This window comes from Streptomyces coeruleorubidus (assembly GCF_008705135.1).
GTDB lineage: Bacteria > Actinomycetota > Actinomycetes > Streptomycetales > Streptomycetaceae > Streptomyces > Streptomyces coeruleofuscus.
In genome coordinates, this window is the sequence record NZ_CP023694.1 from 3,077,579 (window position 1) to 3,095,435 (window position 17,857).

General features: G+C 73.9%; 15 protein-coding genes. 13 read left to right on the forward strand and 2 right to left on the reverse strand.

Translation table 11 applies throughout. The features are described 5' to 3' along the window. Positions 1-108 precede the first annotated feature (108 nt). From CP976_RS14205 to CP976_RS14240, 8 genes are all read left to right on the forward strand, one after another. Positions 109-1,434 carry an SLC13 family permease gene (locus CP976_RS14205; RefSeq protein ID WP_150480690.1) on the forward strand — a complete coding sequence of 442 codons (1,326 nt, stop codon included), beginning with the start codon at positions 109-111 and terminating at the stop codon, positions 1,432-1,434. 47 nt (positions 1,435-1,481) lie between these two features. Continuing rightward, positions 1,482-2,939, forward strand: a complete 1,458-nt coding sequence (locus CP976_RS14210; protein WP_150480691.1) for an acyl-CoA synthetase — start codon at positions 1,482-1,484, stop codon at positions 2,937-2,939. Between the two features lie 10 nt (positions 2,940-2,949). Then, positions 2,950-4,326: a carboxyl transferase domain-containing protein gene (locus tag CP976_RS14215; RefSeq protein WP_150480692.1), complete on the forward strand. Its 1,377-nt coding sequence runs from the start codon at positions 2,950-2,952 to the stop codon at positions 4,324-4,326. A gap of 80 nt (positions 4,327-4,406) precedes the next feature. Further along, positions 4,407-4,745 carry a CU044_2847 family protein gene (locus CP976_RS14220; protein WP_086846968.1) on the forward strand — a complete coding sequence of 113 codons (339 nt, stop codon included), beginning with the start codon at positions 4,407-4,409 and terminating at the stop codon, positions 4,743-4,745. Beyond that, entirely contained in the window at positions 4,742-6,430 is a 1,689-nt protein-coding gene (locus CP976_RS14225; protein ID WP_150480693.1) for a VMAP-C domain-containing protein, read from the forward strand. The genes CP976_RS14220 and CP976_RS14225 overlap by 4 nt, the downstream gene beginning before the upstream one ends. Before the next feature lie 69 nt (positions 6,431-6,499). Further along, positions 6,500-7,519: an AAA family ATPase gene (locus CP976_RS14230; RefSeq protein ID WP_150480694.1), complete on the forward strand. Its 1,020-nt coding sequence runs from the start codon at positions 6,500-6,502 to the stop codon at positions 7,517-7,519. Then, a complete protein-coding gene (locus CP976_RS14235) occupies positions 7,509-10,739 on the forward strand; it encodes an SAV_2336 N-terminal domain-related protein (RefSeq protein WP_150480695.1) in 3,231 nt (1,076 codons plus the stop codon). Before CP976_RS14230 ends, CP976_RS14235 begins: the two co-directional genes overlap by 11 nt. A 163-nt stretch (positions 10,740-10,902) precedes the next feature. Then, entirely contained in the window at positions 10,903-11,940 is a 1,038-nt protein-coding gene (locus CP976_RS14240; RefSeq protein ID WP_150480696.1) for a rod shape-determining protein, read from the forward strand. A gap of 21 nt (positions 11,941-11,961) precedes the next feature. Here the strand turns inward: CP976_RS14240 and CP976_RS14245 are convergent, their stop codons facing one another. Both CP976_RS14245 and CP976_RS14250 read right to left on the reverse strand, forming a co-directional pair. Beyond that, entirely contained in the window at positions 11,962-12,915 is a 954-nt protein-coding gene (locus tag CP976_RS14245) for a sensor histidine kinase (protein WP_150480697.1), read from the reverse strand. Continuing rightward, complete coding sequence (locus CP976_RS14250; RefSeq protein ID WP_150480698.1) at positions 12,912-13,268, reverse strand: STAS domain-containing protein; 357 nt, start codon at positions 13,266-13,268, stop codon at positions 12,912-12,914. The genes CP976_RS14245 and CP976_RS14250 overlap by 4 nt, the downstream gene beginning before the upstream one ends. Positions 13,269-13,454: 186 nt before the next feature. On the opposite strand from CP976_RS14250, the gene CP976_RS14255 reads away from it, so the two are divergent. From CP976_RS14255 to CP976_RS14275, 5 genes are all read left to right on the forward strand, one after another. Continuing rightward, the gene (locus CP976_RS14255) at positions 13,455-14,150 is read left to right on the forward strand and encodes an ANTAR domain-containing response regulator (RefSeq protein ID WP_150480699.1); all 696 of its coding nucleotides are present in this window, start codon (positions 13,455-13,457) and stop codon (positions 14,148-14,150) included. Between the two features lie 723 nt (positions 14,151-14,873). After that, complete coding sequence (locus tag CP976_RS14260; protein ID WP_150480700.1) at positions 14,874-16,076, forward strand: hypothetical protein; 1,203 nt, start codon at positions 14,874-14,876, stop codon at positions 16,074-16,076. Position 16,077: 1 nt separating this feature from the next. After that, positions 16,078-16,647, forward strand: coding sequence for a hemerythrin domain-containing protein (locus CP976_RS14265; RefSeq protein ID WP_150480701.1), 570 nt, complete (start codon positions 16,078-16,080; stop codon positions 16,645-16,647). Further along, entirely contained in the window at positions 16,644-17,090 is a 447-nt protein-coding gene (locus CP976_RS14270; RefSeq protein WP_208838935.1) for a DUF2243 domain-containing protein, read from the forward strand. The genes CP976_RS14265 and CP976_RS14270 overlap by 4 nt, the downstream gene beginning before the upstream one ends. Then, positions 17,087-17,854: a cytochrome c oxidase assembly protein gene (locus CP976_RS14275; RefSeq protein ID WP_150480702.1), complete on the forward strand. Its 768-nt coding sequence runs from the start codon at positions 17,087-17,089 to the stop codon at positions 17,852-17,854. Before CP976_RS14270 ends, CP976_RS14275 begins: the two co-directional genes overlap by 4 nt. The last annotated feature ends 3 nt before the right edge of the window (positions 17,855-17,857 follow it).

Consider the following 17,857-nt stretch of genomic DNA (forward strand, 5'->3'; position numbering starts at 1 on the left):
CCCGGGCCGGACCCACGCTGTTCAGCCAACGCACCTCAAGTGGTTCAGCCACTCGGCCACTCTCCTGGGTGCTCCCAGCCGCTCCGGGGCCCAAAGACGGGAGCCCGTATGTCCCCCGAACTCATCTCGATCCTCGTCCTCGTCGTGGTGTTCGTCATCGCCACCACCCGTTCCGTCAACATGGGCGCGCTCGCCTTCGCCGCCGCCTTCGGGGTCGGCGGGCTCGTCGCCGATCTCGACGCGGACGGCATCTTCGCCGGCTTCCCCGGCGACCTGTTCGTCGTCCTGGTCGGCGTCACGTACCTCTTCGCCATCGCCCGCGCCAACGGCACCACCGACTGGCTGGTGCACGCCGCCGTCCGGCTCGTGCGGGGCCGGGTGGCGCTCATCCCCTGGGTGATGTTCGCGCTGACCGGCGCCCTCACGGCGATCGGCGCGGTCAGCCCGGCCGCGGTGGCGATCGTCGCGCCGATCGCGCTGAGTTTCGCCGCCCGGTACGGGATCAGCCCGCTGCTGATGGGCGCGATGGTGGTCCATGGCGCCCAGGCCGGCGGCTTCTCCCCGATCAGCATCTACGGCTCGATCGTCAACGGCATCGTCGAACGCGAGAACCTCCCCGGCAACGAGGTGGTCCTGTTCCTGTCGTCCCTCGCCGCGAACCTGGTGATCGCGGGGGTGGTGTTCGTGGTGTGCGGCGGCCTGAAACTGCGGGGGGACATAGCTGCGGGCAGTCGTGCCGCTGGGGCGGCACCCGTCCCACAGAAAGCGGCACCCCGCGACGCCGGGCTGCGGACCGATCCGACCCCAGGACCCACGCCGAGCACGGAAACAACGAACCTCACCCCCTCCCGCATAGCCACCCTCACCTCCCTCCTGGCCCTGGTGGTCGCCGTCCTCGTCTTCGACCTCGACGCCGGCCTCACCGCCATCACCCTCGCCGTCATCCTCAGCACGCTGTGGCCGGATGACAGCCGCAAGGCCGTGGGCGAGATCGCCTGGCCGACAGTCCTCCTCATCTGTGGCGTCCTCACCTACGTAGGCGTCCTCGACGAGATGGGCACCATCACCTGGGCCGGCGAGGGCGTAGGAAACATCGGCGTCCCCCTGCTGGCAGCCGTCCTGCTCTGCTACATCGGCGCACTCGTCTCCGCGTTCGCCTCCTCCGTGGGAATCATGGGCGCCCTGATCCCCCTGGCCGTGCCGTTCCTGGAACGAGGCGAGATCGGCGCGATCGGCATGGTGGCCGCACTGGCCGTGTCGGCGACGGTCGTGGACGTGAGCCCGTTCTCCACGAACGGCGCACTGGTCCTGGCCGCCGCCCCGGACGTAGACCGCGAGCGTTTCTTCCGGCAGCTGATGGTGTACGGAGGGATCGTGGTGGCGGTCGTACCGGCGGCGGCGTGGCTGGTCATGGTCGTCCCCGGCTGGGGATAGCCGGCCGCTGACCGGTCCGACAGAAAACAGCTAAGGAGATGTGACGCGTGACCCCTCTCTTCCCGGCCCTGACCGAAACCCCGGCCGACGGCTCGGCCGACCGCCCCGCCCTCCGCTTCGGCGAGCGCTCCCTGACCTACGCGCAGCTCGCCGCCGCGGCCGGCGCACTCACGGGCCGCATCGGCGAGGCCACGCGGGTCGCCGTATGGGCGACCCCCACCATGGAGACCGCCGTCGCCGTCGTCGCCGCCCTGCTGGCCGGCGTGCCCGCCGTGCCGCTCAACCCGAAGTCGGGCGAGAAGGAGCTCGGGCACATCCTGTCGGACAGCGCGCCCGACCTGGTGCTCACGGCACCGGACGACCAACTCCCCGCCCCCGTACGGGACCTGCCCCGCCTCGACGTCGACGTGCACGGCACCGGGCCGGTGCCCGAGGAGCACGCCGACGAGTCCGACCCGGCGCTGATCGTCTACACCTCCGGCACCACCGGCCCGCCCAAGGGCGCCGTCATCCCGCGCCGGGCGATCGCCTCGACCCTGGACGCGCTGGCCGACGCGTGGCAGTGGACCGGCGACGACGTACTCGTCCACGGACTGCCGCTGTTCCATGTGCACGGCCTGGTCCTGGGCACCCTCGGCCCGCTGCGGCGCGGCGGCTCGCTGCGGCACCTGGGCCGCTTCAGCACGCAGGGCGTCGCCCGGGAGCTGAACGCCGGGGCGACCATGCTGTTCGGCGTGCCGACGATGTACCACCGGATCGCGGAGTCGGTGACCGGCGACCCGGAACTGGTGAAGGCGCTGACCGGGGCGCGGCTGCTGGTGTCCGGTTCCGCCGCGCTGCCCGTGCACGACCACGGGCGGATCGCGACCGCGACCGGGCGGCGGGTGATCGAGCGGTACGGCATGACGGAGACGCTGATGAACACCAGCGTCCGTGCCGACGGTGAGGCCCGCCCGGGCACGGTCGGCGTGCCGCTGCCGGGCGTGGAGCTGCGGCTGGTCGAGGAGGACGGCTCGGAGGTCACCGCGTCGGACGGTGAGACCGTAGGCGAGATCCAGGTGCGCGGCCCGAACCTGTTCACCGAGTATCTGAACCGGCCCGACGCCACCGCCGCCGCCTTCACCACCGACGGCTGGTTCCGCACCGGCGACATGGCGGTGCGCGATCCCGACGGCTATGTCCGGATCGTCGGCCGCAAGGCCACCGACCTGATCAAGAGCGGCGGTTACAAGATCGGGGCGGGTGAGATCGAGAACGCGCTCCTGGAACACCCCGGGGTGCGGGAGGCCGCCGTCAACGGGGAGCCGGACGCCGACCTGGGCGAGCGGATCGTGGCGTGGATCGTGCCGGCGGAGCACCGGTCCCCGCCGTCGCTCGACGAGTTGGCGGATCACGTGGCCAGGCGCCTCGCCCCGCACAAGCGCCCGCGGGTCGTCCACCACCTCGAGGCCCTGCCCCGCAACGACATGGGGAAGATCATGAAGCGGGCGCTGCCCCATGACTGAGCGCCTCCCCATGACTGAGCGCCTCCCCGCCACTGAACGCGCCTCCGCGACTGAGCGCCTCTCGGCCCGCGCGGTCGTCGACGCCCTCGCCGACGATGCCACCTTCACCGAACTGCCCTTCGCCACAAGGGAGCCCAGGCCGGACGGCCCGCTCGCCTGGCCCGGCTACGACGCCTCCCGCGCCCGTGCCGCCGAACGCACCGGCGAGCAGGAGTCCGTGGTCTGCGGCACCGCCCGCGTCGGCGGCACCCGGGCCGTGCTGATCGCGTTCGAGTTCGGCTTCCTCGGCGGCTCCCTGGGCGAGCGCACCGGCGACCGGCTGGAGGCGGCGTACACCTACGCCCGTGAGCACCGTCTCCCGGTCGTGCCGCTGGTCGCCACCGGCGGCAGCCGGATGCAGGAGGGCATGCTCGCCCTCACCCAACTCCAGCGGGTGGCCCGTCAGTCGGCACTCACCAGGGAGGCGGGGCTCGCGCAGATCGCCGTGCTGCGCGACCCGACCACGGGGGGCGGCTGGGCCACCCTGGGCGCGGGCGCCGACGTGGTCCTCGCGCTGCCCGGGGCCCAGGTCGGTTTCGCCGGCTCCCGGGTGCGCCCGGCGGACGCGGACCCGGCGGCGTACACGGCCGAGGCGCAGGTCGCGGCGGGGGCGGCGGACGCGGTCGTACGGCCGGAGGAACTGCGGGAGACGCTGGGCCGGTGGCTGCGGCTGCTGACGTGCCCGTCCGGCACACCGGCCCCGCCGCCCGAGCCGCTCGGTGACGACGCGGGCCTGCCCACCACCGGCTGGGACGCCGTCCGGCGCGCCCGCTCGCCCCGGCGCCCGCGCGCCGCCGCCTACTTGGACGCCTACTTCTCCGACCGGGCCGCGATCAGCGGCGACCGCTGCGGCGGCACGGACCCGGACGGCATGCTGTGCGGCTTCGGCACGCACCAGGGCCGTACGGTCGCGTACGCCGCGCAGACCGGGACCGCGACCCGCCCCGCCGGCTACCGCACCGCCGCCCGTCTGATCCGCCTCGCGGACCGGCTGGGCATCCCGGTGCTGACCCTCGTGGACACCCCGGGCGCCGCTAACGACGCGGAGGCGGAGCGGCAGGGCGCGGGCGCCGCGATCGCCGACCTGTTCGTCGCGGTGGCGGGTGCCCGCACCCCGGTGACGACGCTGGTGATCGGCGAGGGCGGCTCAGGGGGCGCGCTGGCGCTGGCCGCGCCCGGCAACACCTGGGCCACCCCGGACAGTTACTTCTCGGTGATCGCGCCGGAGCTCGCGGCGGCCATCCTCAAGCGGCCGCCGCGCGAGGTGGAGGCGACGGCGGACCAGTTGCGCATCCGGCCGCAGGATCTGGTGGAGCTGGGGGTGATCCGGGGGACCGTCGGACCGTGAGTTCCCGGTGGCTGCCCCTCACATCATCAAGTACCGTCCGTCACAATGGGAATGCCCAACGCAAGGACGACGGGGGTGCCGTGGACGGGTTGGTCGAGTTCAGAACCGGTGACGGTGCGGTGGTCACGGTCGAGGCGGCGGAGGAGCGGTCCGGCTCCCGCCTGGTCTCCAGGGGCGACGGTACGGTCCAGGCGACCCGCACGTTCGAGGGCGCCCTGGACGGGGTCCGGGCCGCCGCCGAATCCGCGCTGCGGGTGTTCCGCGACGGGTCCCTGAAGCCGGACGGCGTGGAGATAGAGTTCGGGGTCAAACTGTCCGCCGAGACGGGCGCGTTCATCGCCAAGGGCACCGCCGAGGGCCACCTGGTGGTCAGACTGACCTGGTCTCCGGCCGGCCCGGAGGCAAGCCCCGTCTCATGAACAGCGCCGAGTGGCACGCCCGGATCGAGTTACGGGGCCGGGTGGCCGGAGCGGGTTTCCTGGTCGCGCCGGGCACGGTGCTGACGTGCGCCCACGTCGTCGGGGACGGCGAGGGCCTGACGGTGACCTTCACGGAGCGGCCCGGGTCCGCGCCCGTGCCCGCCCGGGTGGTCGCCCACGGCGGCTGGACCGGCTCCAGCACCGACCTCGGCGACCTCGCCGTGCTGGAACTCGAACGGGAGATGGCCATCGCCCCGGCCGCGCTGGCCCCGGTCGACGCCGCGCACGGCCGGGCGCCGCGCAAGCTCGTCGTCTACGGCTTCCCGGCCGGCTTCGACGAGGGCACCCTCGCCGAATACCGCGTCACCGCACCCCAGTTGATCAAACGGGAGTGGATCCAGCTGGAGGCCTGGCACCCGGGCGGCCAGCCCCTGGCCCCCGGCTTCAGCGGGGCCGCCGTCACCCTCGCCGACACCGGGGAGGTGGTCGGCATGGTCACGGCGGCGGCAGGCACCCGGGACGTGCGCAACGGCCGGATGATGCCCACCCAGGTGATGGCCCGCTACTGGCCCGCGCTCCAGAGCCTGGTCCCCACCTCGGACCACACCACCGCCGACCGGGCCCGGCTGCGTGCCCTCGTCGAGAAGGCGGAACGCGCCGGGGTGGACTGCGACCCGGTCCGGCTCTACACCGCGGCGGCCGACCCGTTCGATCCGCCGGCGCCCGAGGAGGGGTTCGACTCGCTGTGGTCGGCGGCCCTGTTCGTGCTGTGCGAACTGGACGGCCCGGGCGCGGCACGGACGGTGTCACGGTTCGCCGACCGGCTTCAGGCCCTGCTGCACACCCCGGCCGTGGAGCCGTCGAGACCCGACTGGTCGCCCATCCTCGTCGAACTCGGGCACAGCGGCGCGGGCGACGGCCTGGTCCGCGTCGAGGTGTCCGCGTACAGCGAGGGGCGGCGGCACCCGGTGGACTCCGGCACGGTCGAGCAGCACCGGCTGCCCGCGTACGTGCGGGACCGTATCGAGGCGGCCTTCCGGTATCTGACGCCCGGCGCCGACGAGTTGGTCGCCTTCGCGCTGCCCCGGGACTGGCTGGACTGGCCCGTCGACCGCTGGGAGAGCGCCCCCGACGACGACACCCCGCTCGGCTGCGTCTACCCGCTGGTCGTCACCGACCACGCCCGGCGCAAGGCCAGCACCCGGCATGTCCTGACCCGGGCCTGGAAGCGCCTGGACTCCTTGCCGGGCGCGCGGATGCACCGTGTGGAGTGCGGCGGGCCGGAGGAGCCCGGGCGGCTGCGGATGCGGCTGCGACGACCCGACGCCTGCCTCGCCGGGTTCGGCACCGCCCCGGCCGCCTCCCGCACCCGGCCGCACTTCGACACCTCGCTCACGGCGCCGGCCCCGGTGATCGTGTGGTCGCGCGACGGCTGCGGCTCGGGGCAGGAGGACTGCTCCGGAGCGGACGGCTGCACCGGCAAGGCCTTCCTCGACGCGCTCGACGTCTGCCTCACGGCCGTACCGCCCGCCGAACTGCCCCGGCAGATCCTGGCCCTGCGCGAGGAGGCCGACGCCGAGGAGGAGCACTGGGCCCACGGCATCCAGCTGCTGTGGGACGACCCGCGCGTCTTCACCGACCCGCACGCAGTCGCCGCGGCCCACGCCCGGACCCCGGTGGCCTGACCCACCGCGGACCGGCCCGGCGCCCTTAAGAACCACCAGCTCGAAAACGGAGAGCGGAGACCATCCCCCATGCCGCACTGGTCCGTCTACACCGGCAGGAACGAGCCGCACGACGGCATCGACGACCTCCCCGCCCCACCGCCCTGGCGTGCCTTCGACGGCGGGCCCGCCCTGCCGCCACCCGGGGACGGCGAGGACGCGACGGCCGTCTCCCCCGACCGCGTGCACCGGGCGAAGTCGTACGTGGCCACCCCGGAGAGCGTCCGGCTCGTCAACGCCGCGCTCTGCCTGCGCCGCCCCCTGCTCGTCACCGGCCCGCCGGGCACCGGCAAGTCCTCGCTCGCGTACGCGGTGGCGCGCGAGCTGCGCCTCGGCCCGGTCCTGCGCTGGAACATCACCAGCCGCAGCACCCTCGCCGACGGCCTCTACCAGTACGACCCGCTGTCCCGCCTGTACGCGGCCCGGGAGCGGCTGGACGGGCCCGGCCCGGCCGCCGGTGACGTCGAGGACCACCTCCGCCTCGGTCCGCTCGGCACGGCCCTGCTCCCCTACGGCCGGCCCCGCGCCCTGCTCGTCGACGAGATCGACAAGAGCGACCTCGACCTGCCGAACGACCTGCTGAACGTCCTGGAGGAGGGCCAGTACGAGATCCCGGAACTGGTCCGTGCCGCCCGCCACTCCGGCGACGGCGCGGCCGAGGTCCTCGCGGACGGCACGGACACCCCGGTCACCGTCCACCGCGGCCGGGTTCGCTGCCGGGCCTTCCCGTTCGTCGTGATGACCAGCAACGGCGAACGCGAGTTCCCGCCCGCCTTCCTGCGCCGCTGCGTGCGGCTCAAGCTGCGCCGCCCCGACCGGGACCAGCTCACCGACATCGTCCGCGCCCACCTCGACACCCCGGACGGTCACGCGGACCGTCTGATCACCCGCTTCCTGGAGCGGGCGGGCGGCGGCGAACTCGCCACCGACCAGTTGCTGAACGCCCTCTACCTCACCGGAGTGGCGGGCCTCGACGCCGAGTCCCTGGACGACCTCGCCGAGCAGCTGATGCCGTACCTCAGCGCGACGGCCGACGGCGATGGCTTCTGACCACGGCACCGGGCCGTCCCCGGTCGCCCGGCTGGCCGCGGCCCTGTCCGCGGCCGGCGCGTCGCCGACGCCGCGGGAACTGGCCGAACTGCTGTGGATGGCCGGCCAGTTGGACCAGGACCGGTGGGAGCAGGAGCCTTCGGGGAAGCCCGGCGACGGCGACACCCCGTCCGCACCCGAGGGAAACACCCCTGCGGAGGCGGAAACCCCCGCCCCCGTGCCGCCGCAACCGGAGCCGGAGCCGGTCCGTCCCACCCCCGACCGCGTCCCGCTGTCGCTGCCAGCCGCACGCTCCCCGCACCACCGGCACGACTCGCCGGGCGGCGGATCGCCCCTCCTCGCCCCCGCACCCCCGATGCTGCCCCACCCCCTCACGCTCCAGCGCGCCCTGCGCCCGCTGAAGCGCAGGGTGCCCTCCCCGCATGCATGGGTGCTGGACGAGCGGGCGACGGCCGACCGCATCGCCCGGCTCGGCGCCCACCCCGACGTGTGGTTCCCGGTGCTGCGCCCGGCCCCCGACCGCTGGCTGCGCCTGAACCTCGTGCACGACACCGGCCCCACCATGCCGGTCTGGCGCCCCCTGGTGAGCGAACTGCACACCGCCCTCGCCCAGTCGGGCATCTTCCGTGCGGTCACCCTGCACCCGGCGACCCCGGACGGCCGTGCCCGCCACGTCCCCGTCCTCGACGACGGCCGCACCGTCACCCTCGTGATCAGCGACTGCATGGGCCCGCAGTGGCGTCCGGGCGAGGCGGGCGACCGCTGGTACCGCACCCTGCGCCACTGGGCGCACCGCATGCCCCTCGCCGTGGTGCAGCCCCTGCCGGAGCACCTGTGGTCCTCGACCGCGCTGCCCGCCGAGCCGGGCCTGCTGACGTCCCCGGCCACGGCGGCGCCCTCGGCGGCCCTGTCCTTCACCCCCTACGAAGCCGCACCACCCCCGGACCGGGCCCTGCCCGTCCCGGTCCTGGAACCGGGCGCGCCCTGGCTCGCCCACTGGGCGGCCCTGATCGCCGGCCCGGGCGGCGCCCGCACCCAGGGCGCGGCGGCCTGGCTGCCGCCCGCTCCCGCACCGCCCGCGGAACCGGCCCAGGACATCGCCGGCTCCTCCCCCGAGGACCTGGTGCTGCGCTTCCGCGCGACCGCGTCCCCGGAGGCCTTCCGGCTCGCCGGGCACCTCGCGCTGGCGGTCCCCTCGGTCCCGGTGATGCGCCTCGTGCAGCGCGCCGTGGACCGCGACCCGCGCCCCCAGCACCTGGCCGAGGTGATCCTCAGCGGCATGCTCACCGCCGTCCCGGGCCCGCCCGGCTCCTACGCGTTCCGGCCCGGCGTACGGGAGTTGCTCCTGCGCTCCCTGCCCCGCACGGCCCGCGGCCGGACCCAGGAGTTCCTCGCGCGGATCGGCAGCCTGATCGACGAGCGGGCGGGGCTCGCGGCCGGGGAGTTCCAGGCCGAGACGACGGACGAACGCGACGGCTCCGGCCCGGCGTTCGCGACGGTGAGCGAGGAGACGGTACGACGGCTGGGCCACCACACCCGCCCCACGATCCTCTTCGAGGCCGACGACCTGAACCGGCCGGAGGCCCGGATCACCCTCGAGTACGCGGTGCACGAGATGCTCGCGCGCGGCGCCCTGGCCGCCCACCAGTTCGACGTACGCGTCCGCCCCGACGGTTACGTCGTCCACACCGAACCCGGCACCTACGTCCTCCCCGTCCTGGTCGCCGTCCTGCGCGGCCTGCCCGAGGTCCTCACCGGGCTCGTGGACCCGCCGTCCCTGACCGTCACCTTCTGGGACCGGCCCGCCCCGCCGCCGGAGGTACCGCCGGTGCCCGGCGGCATCCAGGTGGTCGTCGCCCCGGCCGTGTACGAGGAGTTCGCCGCCAGCTCGGCCGCCCAGGGACCCCAGCGCTTCCAGCCCCTGTTCCGGGACGGCGCGACGGACACCCCGCCGGTCGCCTGGTCCTGCCCGCTGTCCCCGCCCGCCGCCCCGCAGCCCGAGACCCGCGACCTGGTGCAGGGCCCCTTCATCACGCACGACCTGCGCCGCCTCGGGATACCGGCCCCCGGCCGCACGGCCGTCGTCCACACCCGGCCCGACGGCCCGCTCACCCTGCTCGACCCCGCCCAGCCGCACGGCGACCGGCCGTCGCGGTTCGTGACGTACTTCAAGGTGGATCTCACCACCCACCAGTCCCACCACCGGGTCTCCCTGCCGAGCTCCGGCAAGGGCGCGTTCACCGCCGCGGTCGAGCTGTCCTGGCACGTGGACGACCCGGTCGCCTTCGTGCGCGCCGAGGTCAGCCGGGTCTCCGAGCCGCTGCTCGGGCATCTGCTGGAGGAGGCGGCCCGGATCACCCGCCGCCATCCGCTGCGCCGGGCTGGCGCGGCCCAGCGCGCGGTCAACGCCGGGCTGCGCAGGTGGCCGGTGCCGGGGCTGTCGGTGGCGGCGTCGGTGCAGCTGGCACCGGAGGGGGCGGCTCTGCCCGGCATTCCGCAGGACCCGGCCCGGTCGGCCCGCCCGCTGTCCGCCCTCCTCGGCGAGGCCGAGACCGTCCTGCTCGGCTTCGACGGCCCCATGGCCCGCCTGTTCTCGGCGGCCGCCGCCCGCGAGGCCGCGCTCGACCTGCTCGCCCTCGTCACCGAGCACCGCGACCCGCAGGACGCCCTGACGGGCCGGCCCCTGGCCGCCGCCGCGGCACGGGAGACGTTCGTCCATCCGCTCGACGTCCTGCGGGCGTTCGCCCAGGACCGGCTCGGACCGCTGCTCCGCGACCGTCTCGGCGCCATCGAACTGCGCGCGGTCCCCGACGCTCCGACGACCCACAACTCCGTGCCGCTGGTCCGGGCCCTGCACGGCTCCGGCCGCCGCGTCAGCGTGGTCACGGACGCCGGCGCACCGGCCGTGCACCGCTACCTGGAGCCCTACCGCCTCCCCCTGGCCGGCATCCACGCCCGCGGCGAGGACCTCACCCTGCTGACCCCGCATCCCGACTGCCTCCTGCGCGCGATGCACTCCTCGGGCGGCGCCGCCGCGACCGGCGTGCTCATCGGCTCCACGGTCGCCGAACTCACCGCCGCCCAGCAGGCCGGAGTGCGCTTCGTCGGCCTCGCCCGCAACACCACCGCCGCCCGGCAGCTCGACGAGGCGGGCTGCGAGACCACCGTCACCTCGCTGGCACCGCTCCTGGAGGCGGCGCGCTCCCTCCAGGCCCGGTGAGGGACAACCGCCCGTTCGGCGGCGCCCCGCCCGGCCCCCTCAGAAAGGCGCCCCCGCCCTCTCCCGCGCACGATGCGAGGGAGGCCCGCCGCCCGGCGGTCCCACATCGCGAGGCCCGCCACCTGGCGGCCTCCCACGGTCTGTGCTCTCGGGAGGACCTGCCATGACCGCCAGTCTGGAGCAGTTGCGCCGCTGCCACTTCGCCGTCGACCTGGGGGCGGCCCGCACACGCGTCTACGTCAAGGGCGCCGGGCTCGTCGTCGACCAGCCGTCCGCCGCCGCCGTGAACACCCGCACCGGCGCGCTGATCGCGGTCGGCGAGCTCGCGGAGAAGATGACGGGCCGCACACCGGACTACATCCGGGTGGTACGGCCGGTCTCCGGCGGCACCGTAGTCGACATCGAGATGGCGCAGCGCATGCTGCGGCACCTGCTCGGCGACAAGATGCGCCGCAGCCTGCGCCGCAAGCCGATCCTGCGCGCCGCGGCCTGCACCCCGCACGACGCCGACCCGCTCGCCCAGCGCGCCGCCATCGAGACGCTGGTCGGTCTCGGGGCCCGCCGCGTGGAGCTGGTCGACACGCTGATCGCCGCCGCCGTGGGCTGCGGACTGCCCGTGGAGCAGCCCGAGGCCACGATGGTCATGGTGTGCGGTGCCGCTGCCACGCAGGTGGCGGTGCTGTCCCTCGGCTCGATCGTCACCGCCGAGCGCATCCCGGTGGGCGGCGAGGCCGTCGACAACGCGATCGTGCAGCACCTGCGGCACGAGCACGAGCTGATGCTGCCCAGCCAGTCGGTACGGCCGTTGCAGCTCGCCCTGTCCGGCAACGGCCTCACCCCGCAGGGCCCGGCCTCGACGGAGATCCACGGGCGGGACGTCGCCACCGGCCTGGCCCGCTCCGTCCAGGTCGACACCGCGGCCGTGCGGGACGCCATCCAGACGCCGCTCACCGCGATCCTGGACGGCATCGGCAAGGTGCTGCGCTCCTGCCCTCCCGACCTGGTCGCCGACCTCGCCGACCGGGGAATCATGATGGTCGGCGGCAGTGCGCTGCTGCCGGGCCTGGACCAGATGCTGCGTCAGGCGACCGGCATGCCGGTGCACATCGCCGAGCGGCCGGACGTGTGCGCCGTGCAGGGCCTCGGCGCGATGCTGGAGGGCAGGATCGAACCGCTGGCGCTGGATCCGCTGGGATCCTGAGGGGCCGGCGGGGCGAAGCCCTCAGCGGGCGAACCAGCAGCGCACGGTCGTCCCGTCGTCCCCCCGGTGCACCCGCACCAGGTCGGCGATGAGGTTCACCAGCAGCAGTCCGCGCCCGCCGCGCTGGTCGCGGGGCACGGGCCGGCGTCCGGCCAGCGGGTCCGCGAGCCGCCCTTCGTCGCGCACCTCGCACACCACGTACCCGTCCTCGGTCCACACCCGCATCACCCCGGAACCGCCGCCGTGCACCACGCTGTTGGTGGTGAGCTCGGCCATGGCGAGGGCCAGGTCGTCCAGCTTGACGCCGGTGAGTCCGAGCCGCGCGCCCTCCCCGACGGCCACGTGCCGGGCCTGGGAGAGCGAGCCGGAGTCGAAGGCGAACGTCAGCGCATCCGGTACGGGCGGCAGCGCCTCGTTGTAGCGGGCGACGACATCCCCGGGGGCGTACGCGTCACTGCCCTGCTCCAGCCGGGAGCCGGAGGGGATGACGGTCGGGTGGGTGGCGTAGGCGTCGGCGAGGACGTGCTCGGGGAGCCGCTCTACGTCGTACGGACACAGGATGGTCGCCGTACGGCCCCGGAAGGCCGCGTTGATGAGCGCCTCGTGCTGGACGCACGCGGGGTACTCGGTGTCGGAGCGCCCGGCCCAGATGGGCTCGCCGATGATCCGCACCCGGCGTCCGGGCGGCTGGGCGTCGGCGAACGCGCGTAGCACGCCGGGAATGATCCGCCCGGGATTCCGGCCGGCCTCGCACATGTCCAGCAGCCGCACCGCCTCGGCGGCCTCGCCCAGCGCGTCCCGGATCAGCGCGAGGTTCTTGCCGGGCACCGCGACCGCCACGGGGTCGCCGGCCGCCAGGCCCTCGCGCACGAAGGGCACGGTGACGTCGAGGTACTCGTCCACGTCGCGGTAGAAGAGCGCGGGATGGACGAAGGGCTCCAGGGGACCGAAGGGTTCGGTCACGGCAGCGGTCATGACACCGTTACCTCGATCCCGGCATGGTCGGGCCACAGCAGGTCCAGCGTCCGCCGCAGGGCCGCGGGCGGACGTCGCACGACGAACCGCCGGCCGTCCCCGAGCTGCCCGGCGGCGGCCGCGAGCGCGCCCGCGCCCGCGACGTCGACGAACGTCACGTCGGACAACTCCAGGTAGTACACGTCCTCATCCTCGCGAACGGCCTGCTCCAGTACGCCTTCCCAGATCGCACGTGTCGTCAGGACGACCTCGCCCGCCGCCCGGACACCCTGCTGCCCGGGCAACGGGAACACCTCCAGGCCCGGCACGGGACCACGGGCCCCGGCGGCCGGCACCCGATACTGAGTGTTCAAGCCCTCTCCCCACGTTTGTGGACCACGGCGCTGGTACCCGCCCGGGGCAATTTCATTCCCCGTAGTGGTGTGTAGTACGCCGTACGGCGGGCAGGCGCATCTCACAGCGGCGTCGACGGGGGCGAGTGACGCCGGGCAGTTCCCGCGAGGAGGAACACGACCGACCAGGACCGAAAAGGCGGTGACATGACGTCAGCGGCATCACCACATCGCACAGGAGGGTCGAACACACTGGTCATCAGTGGCCGCGTGGGTGCGGACCGGGCCGAGCTCACCCCGTGCGGTGAGCTGGTTCACGGCTGCGCGGAAACTCTGACCAGGACCCTGTCCGAGCTACCGCCCACGATCACGCGGGTGGACCTGGACATGGAGGGCGTGCACTTCATGGACACGGCGGGTCTGCAGTTCCTCGACGTGCTGGGCGAATTCGCCCGGCAGCGGTTCGTGACGGTCACGACCACCAACTGGAACGGCCAGCCGCGCCGGATCCTGGAGCTGGCGGGCCTGGACACGACCGACCCCCTGCGTCCCGCGCCCCACCCCGAGCCCGAGCCCGCCCAGCCGTCGGCCCCGGCCTCCTCCGCGGTCGCCCTGGAACGCTCGGAGCGTCTGCACGTCCTCCAGGAGGAGGTCGAGCAGCTCCGCCAGGCCATCGCCTCCCGGCCGGTCATCGACCAGGCCCGGGGCATCCTCATGGCCAGCCACGGCTGCACGTCCGACGAGGCCTGGCACATCCTGCGCGAGACCTCCCAGCTGTCCAACACCAAGCTCCGCGACGTGGCCGCCGCCGTGACGGCCGGCGCCAAGCCCGACGGCCCCCGTCCGTCCCACGAACTCCGCGAGGCCTTGCGTCGAGCCATCGCCCGCCGCCGCCCGACCTGAGACCGAGCCCAGGACTTCGGCCTGAGCCGCCCGGCCCCACCCGCGGCGGCCCCGACCTCCTGCGCGAATCCACCCCACCGGTCTCACCCACGCCCCTCCGCGCCCAGGACCGACCGGACACCGGCCACGACCGACCGACCGTCCCCCCGGACCGCCCAGACACCACCCCGGACAAACCCAACGGCCGAGGCCACACCACCCCACCGGTCCTTCTCGCACCCGCCGCCCCCGGGCGTAGCGCACCCGAACCAGACCCGACCGCCCTCCCTCCCCGCACCGGCCACCCGGCAGGCCCAACGGCTGACGCCGCCCCGCCCCACCGGTCCCTGGACACCATCGGGTCCCTCCCGGCCACGGCCGACCGGCTGTTCCCCCCGGACCGACCGGCTGTCGCGGTCCGCGGCACACCCCGACGGTCTCTCCGCCGATCTGCGAGCCGCGAGCCCTTCCCCCCAACCGTCACCACCCCGGCCAACCGGCTATCTCCTCGGAGCCAACCCCGCAACCTCTCGCGGGCCGCGCGAGTGCCGCTGCGCGACCGCCCGGCTGTTCCTCCTCGGCCGACCGGCCACCGCACCGGGAACGACCGGTCCGCCCGCCCGGGCCCGCCGGCTCCCGGCCCGCCGACCGGCAGTGGCTCAAGGGCCCCGCGCCCCGTTTGCCCCCACACCCGGCGGGTACCCGGCGGCAGCCTCTTCCGGTCCCCCTGCCGAGGAGAACTCCATGGGTTTCAACCCTCTCGAGCACCAAGGCATCCCCCTGGACCGCCAGCTTCGAAGCTGGCGGGAGCTGGACGTCGAGCCGGTGGATCCCGATCACGCCGATCCGTACACCCGCTGCCGGATCATCACCATGAACGGCATCGAGGTCGAGGCGATCCTCTTCAGCCACCAGTTCGCCCGCCACTGCCCCGACCCGGACGTCAAACGGCAGCTCGCGGAGGTCCGCTACATCGAGCACCAGCAGCAGAAGACCGTCAACTGGCTGCTGCCGGGCCTGGCCTCCGTCCTGGAGACGACCATCGCCTACGAACAGGTCGCGGTGGACCTCACCGGCTGGATCGCCCGCCACGAGCCCGACCCGTACCTGAAGCAGGCGTACGAGTTCGGCGTCCTGGAGGACTTCGACCACCTGTACCGGTACGCCAACCTCTACGAGATGATCGAGCACCGCAAGGCGGAGTCGATCGTCGACGGCCTCACCGAGGTGATGCCGGGCCGGCCGACGAAGTTCCACCACCGCCACCCGCACGACAACGTGCGCGAGCCGTACGACCGCTCGACCACCAACCCGCTGTCCAAGCTGCACGCCCTGACGATCATGTCGGCCGAGCAGCAGACCATGAACTTCTACATGAACGTCGGCCCCCAGTACATGGAGCCGATCGCACGGCAGCTCTACCAGGAGATCGGCCTGATCGAGGAGGAGCACGTCACCCACTACGAGTCCCTGGTCGACCCGGGCGAGACCTGGTGGGAACAACTCGTCAACCACGAGTACAACGAGTGCTACCTCTACCACTCCTTCATGGAGCAGGAGCCGGACCCGAAGGTGAAAGCCATCTGGGAGCTGCACCTGAACATGGAGCTCGAACACCTGCGGATCGCCTGCGACCTGATGCGCCGTCATGACGGCCGCGAACCGCAGGAGATCCTCGCTCCGGAGCTGCCGAACGTCCTGACGTTCGAGCAGAACAAGGTGTTCGTACGCGACCTCCTGGACACCCAGATCGACGTGACCACGCTGGGCACCGGCTACGTGCAGGACGCGCACGAGCGGTTCGAGCGGATGCAGGAGCAGATCCACGGCGGCGAGGAGCCGCCCAGCGAGCGCGTGATGGCCCAGCACCGCGAGATGTTCGGCCGCGAGTACCGCATCGAGACCGAGGGCGGCCACCCCGACCTCGCCTCCCGGGAGAGGGACTGACATGGCCGGAATCGCCGATTCGGACGCCGATGTCGTAGCCCTGCTCATGCGCCAGCACGGCGACATCCGCAACCTCTTCGACGAGGTCGAGCAGACCACCGGGGACGAGCGCCGCGCGGCGTTCCGCCGGCTGGTCCGGCTGCTGGCCGTGCACGAGACCGCCGAGGAGGAGGTCGTCCGCCCGTTCACCCGGGCGAACGTGCCGGGCGGCGAGCAGGTGGTCGAGGACCGCCTGAACGAGGAGCGGGAGGCGAAGGAGCTCCTGTCCCGCCTGGACGGCATGGACCCGGACGACCCCAAGTTCCTGCCCGAGCTCCTCTCGCTGCGCCTGGACGTGATGGCACACGCCCGCGCCGAGGAACGCTACGAGTTCAACCACATCCGCCGCCACGCGGACCAGGCGCGTCTGGCGTCGATGGCTTCGGCCGTGAAGGCCGCCGAGGCCATGGCCCCGACCCACCCGCACCCCGGCACGGAGTCCGCGGCCAAGAACCTCATGCTGGGCCCGCTCGCGGCCGTCGTCGACCGCACCCGGGACGCCGTCCGCAAGGCCATGGGCAAGGACGGGTGAGTTACCGCCGCTCCCTGACCGGTGGGGCGCTGTCGGGACTCGGCATCGCCGCGTTCGTCGACGAGACCGTCTTCCACCAGCTGCTCCACTGGCACCACTTCTACGACAGATCCACCCCCGACGTGGGACTGGTCTCCGACGGCCTGTTCCACGCCGGTGGCTGGCTGGCCATGGTGGCGGGGCTGTTCCTCTACGCCGACCTGCGCCGCCGGGGCGGCCCGCTGCGCCCGGCCTGGTGGTCCGGCGTCTGCCTGGGCATCGGCGGCTTCCAGCTCTACGACGGCACCGTCCAGCACAAACTGCTGCGCCTGCACCAGATCCGCTACGACGTCGATCCGCGCCCGTACGACTGGACCTGGAACGTGATCGCCGTCCTGTTCCTGCTGGCCGGCCTGCTCCTGTGGCACCGGGCGCGGCGCGCCGTGCGGGAGCGGTCGCGATGACGCCCACGCCGGCTCCCCTGCCCGTCCTGGTACTCCTGTGCTGCCTGCTCTACACGGCGGCCGCCGCCCGGCTGCGGCACCGCGGGGACCGCTGGCCGCTGCGGCGCGACGCGGGGCTCTGGCTGGGCGGCGGCCTGCTGGTGGCGGCGTTCGCCGTGCCGTGGGAGTCGTGGCTGCCGCCGTTCACCGCGCACATGGCCGCCCACCTCACGGCCGGCATGGCGGCACCGATCCCGGTCGTCCTCTCCCGCCCCGTCACCCTGGCCCTGCGCGTCCTCCCCCTCCCGGCCCGCCGCGCCCTGGTCTCCCTGACCCGCTCCCGCCTCGTCACGGCCCTGCTCTACCCACCGGTGGCCGCTGCCCTGGACATCGGCGGCCTGTGGCTCCTCCACCGCGCTCCCCTGCCGCCGTCCCTGCACCACAGCCCCCTGCTCTTGCTGCACCTCTTCCTCGCCGGAACGCTCTTCACCTTCGCCCTGCTCGCCGTGGACCCGGTCCGCCACCGGCCGGGCCTCGCCGTGCGCGCCGGCACCCTCCTGGCGGCCGCCGCGGCCCACGCCGTCCTGGCGAAGAGCCTGTGGGCGACGGGCCCGCCCGGCACGGCCTTCACTCCCGCCGACCTGCGCCTCGCCTCGCAGCTCATGTACTACGGCGGTGACGCGGTGGAGATCGCCCTGGCCCTGTTGCTGGCGTCCCAGTGGTACCGCGCGCAGGGCCGGTCACTCCGGTCCCACCGGGGTACCCGGCAGCCTGCACCGGCATGAGGA

Excerpts from the sequence above, each read along its gene's own strand:
- CP976_RS14205 (WP_150480690.1), top strand. The coding sequence starts at position 109 with ATGTCCCCCGAACTCATCTCGATCCTCGTCCTCGTCGTGGTGTTCGTC.
- CP976_RS14215 (WP_150480692.1), top strand. The coding sequence starts at position 2,950 with ATGACTGAGCGCCTCCCCGCCACTGAACGCGCCTCCGCGACTGAGCGC.
- CP976_RS14225 (WP_150480693.1), top strand. The coding sequence starts at position 4,742 with ATGAACAGCGCCGAGTGGCACGCCCGGATCGAGTTACGGGGCCGGGTG.
- CP976_RS14230 (WP_150480694.1), top strand. The coding sequence starts at position 6,500 with ATGCCGCACTGGTCCGTCTACACCGGCAGGAACGAGCCGCACGACGGC.
- CP976_RS14235 (WP_150480695.1), top strand. The coding sequence starts at position 7,509 with ATGGCTTCTGACCACGGCACCGGGCCGTCCCCGGTCGCCCGGCTGGCC.
- CP976_RS14240 (WP_150480696.1), top strand. The coding sequence starts at position 10,903 with ATGACCGCCAGTCTGGAGCAGTTGCGCCGCTGCCACTTCGCCGTCGAC.
- CP976_RS14245 (WP_150480697.1), bottom strand. The coding sequence starts at position 12,915 with ATGACCGCTGCCGTGACCGAACCCTTCGGTCCCCTGGAGCCCTTCGTC.
- CP976_RS14255 (WP_150480699.1), top strand. The coding sequence starts at position 13,455 with ATGACGTCAGCGGCATCACCACATCGCACAGGAGGGTCGAACACACTG.
- CP976_RS14260 (WP_150480700.1), top strand. The coding sequence starts at position 14,874 with ATGGGTTTCAACCCTCTCGAGCACCAAGGCATCCCCCTGGACCGCCAG.
- CP976_RS14265 (WP_150480701.1), top strand. The coding sequence starts at position 16,078 with ATGGCCGGAATCGCCGATTCGGACGCCGATGTCGTAGCCCTGCTCATG.
- CP976_RS14275 (WP_150480702.1), top strand. The coding sequence starts at position 17,087 with ATGACGCCCACGCCGGCTCCCCTGCCCGTCCTGGTACTCCTGTGCTGC.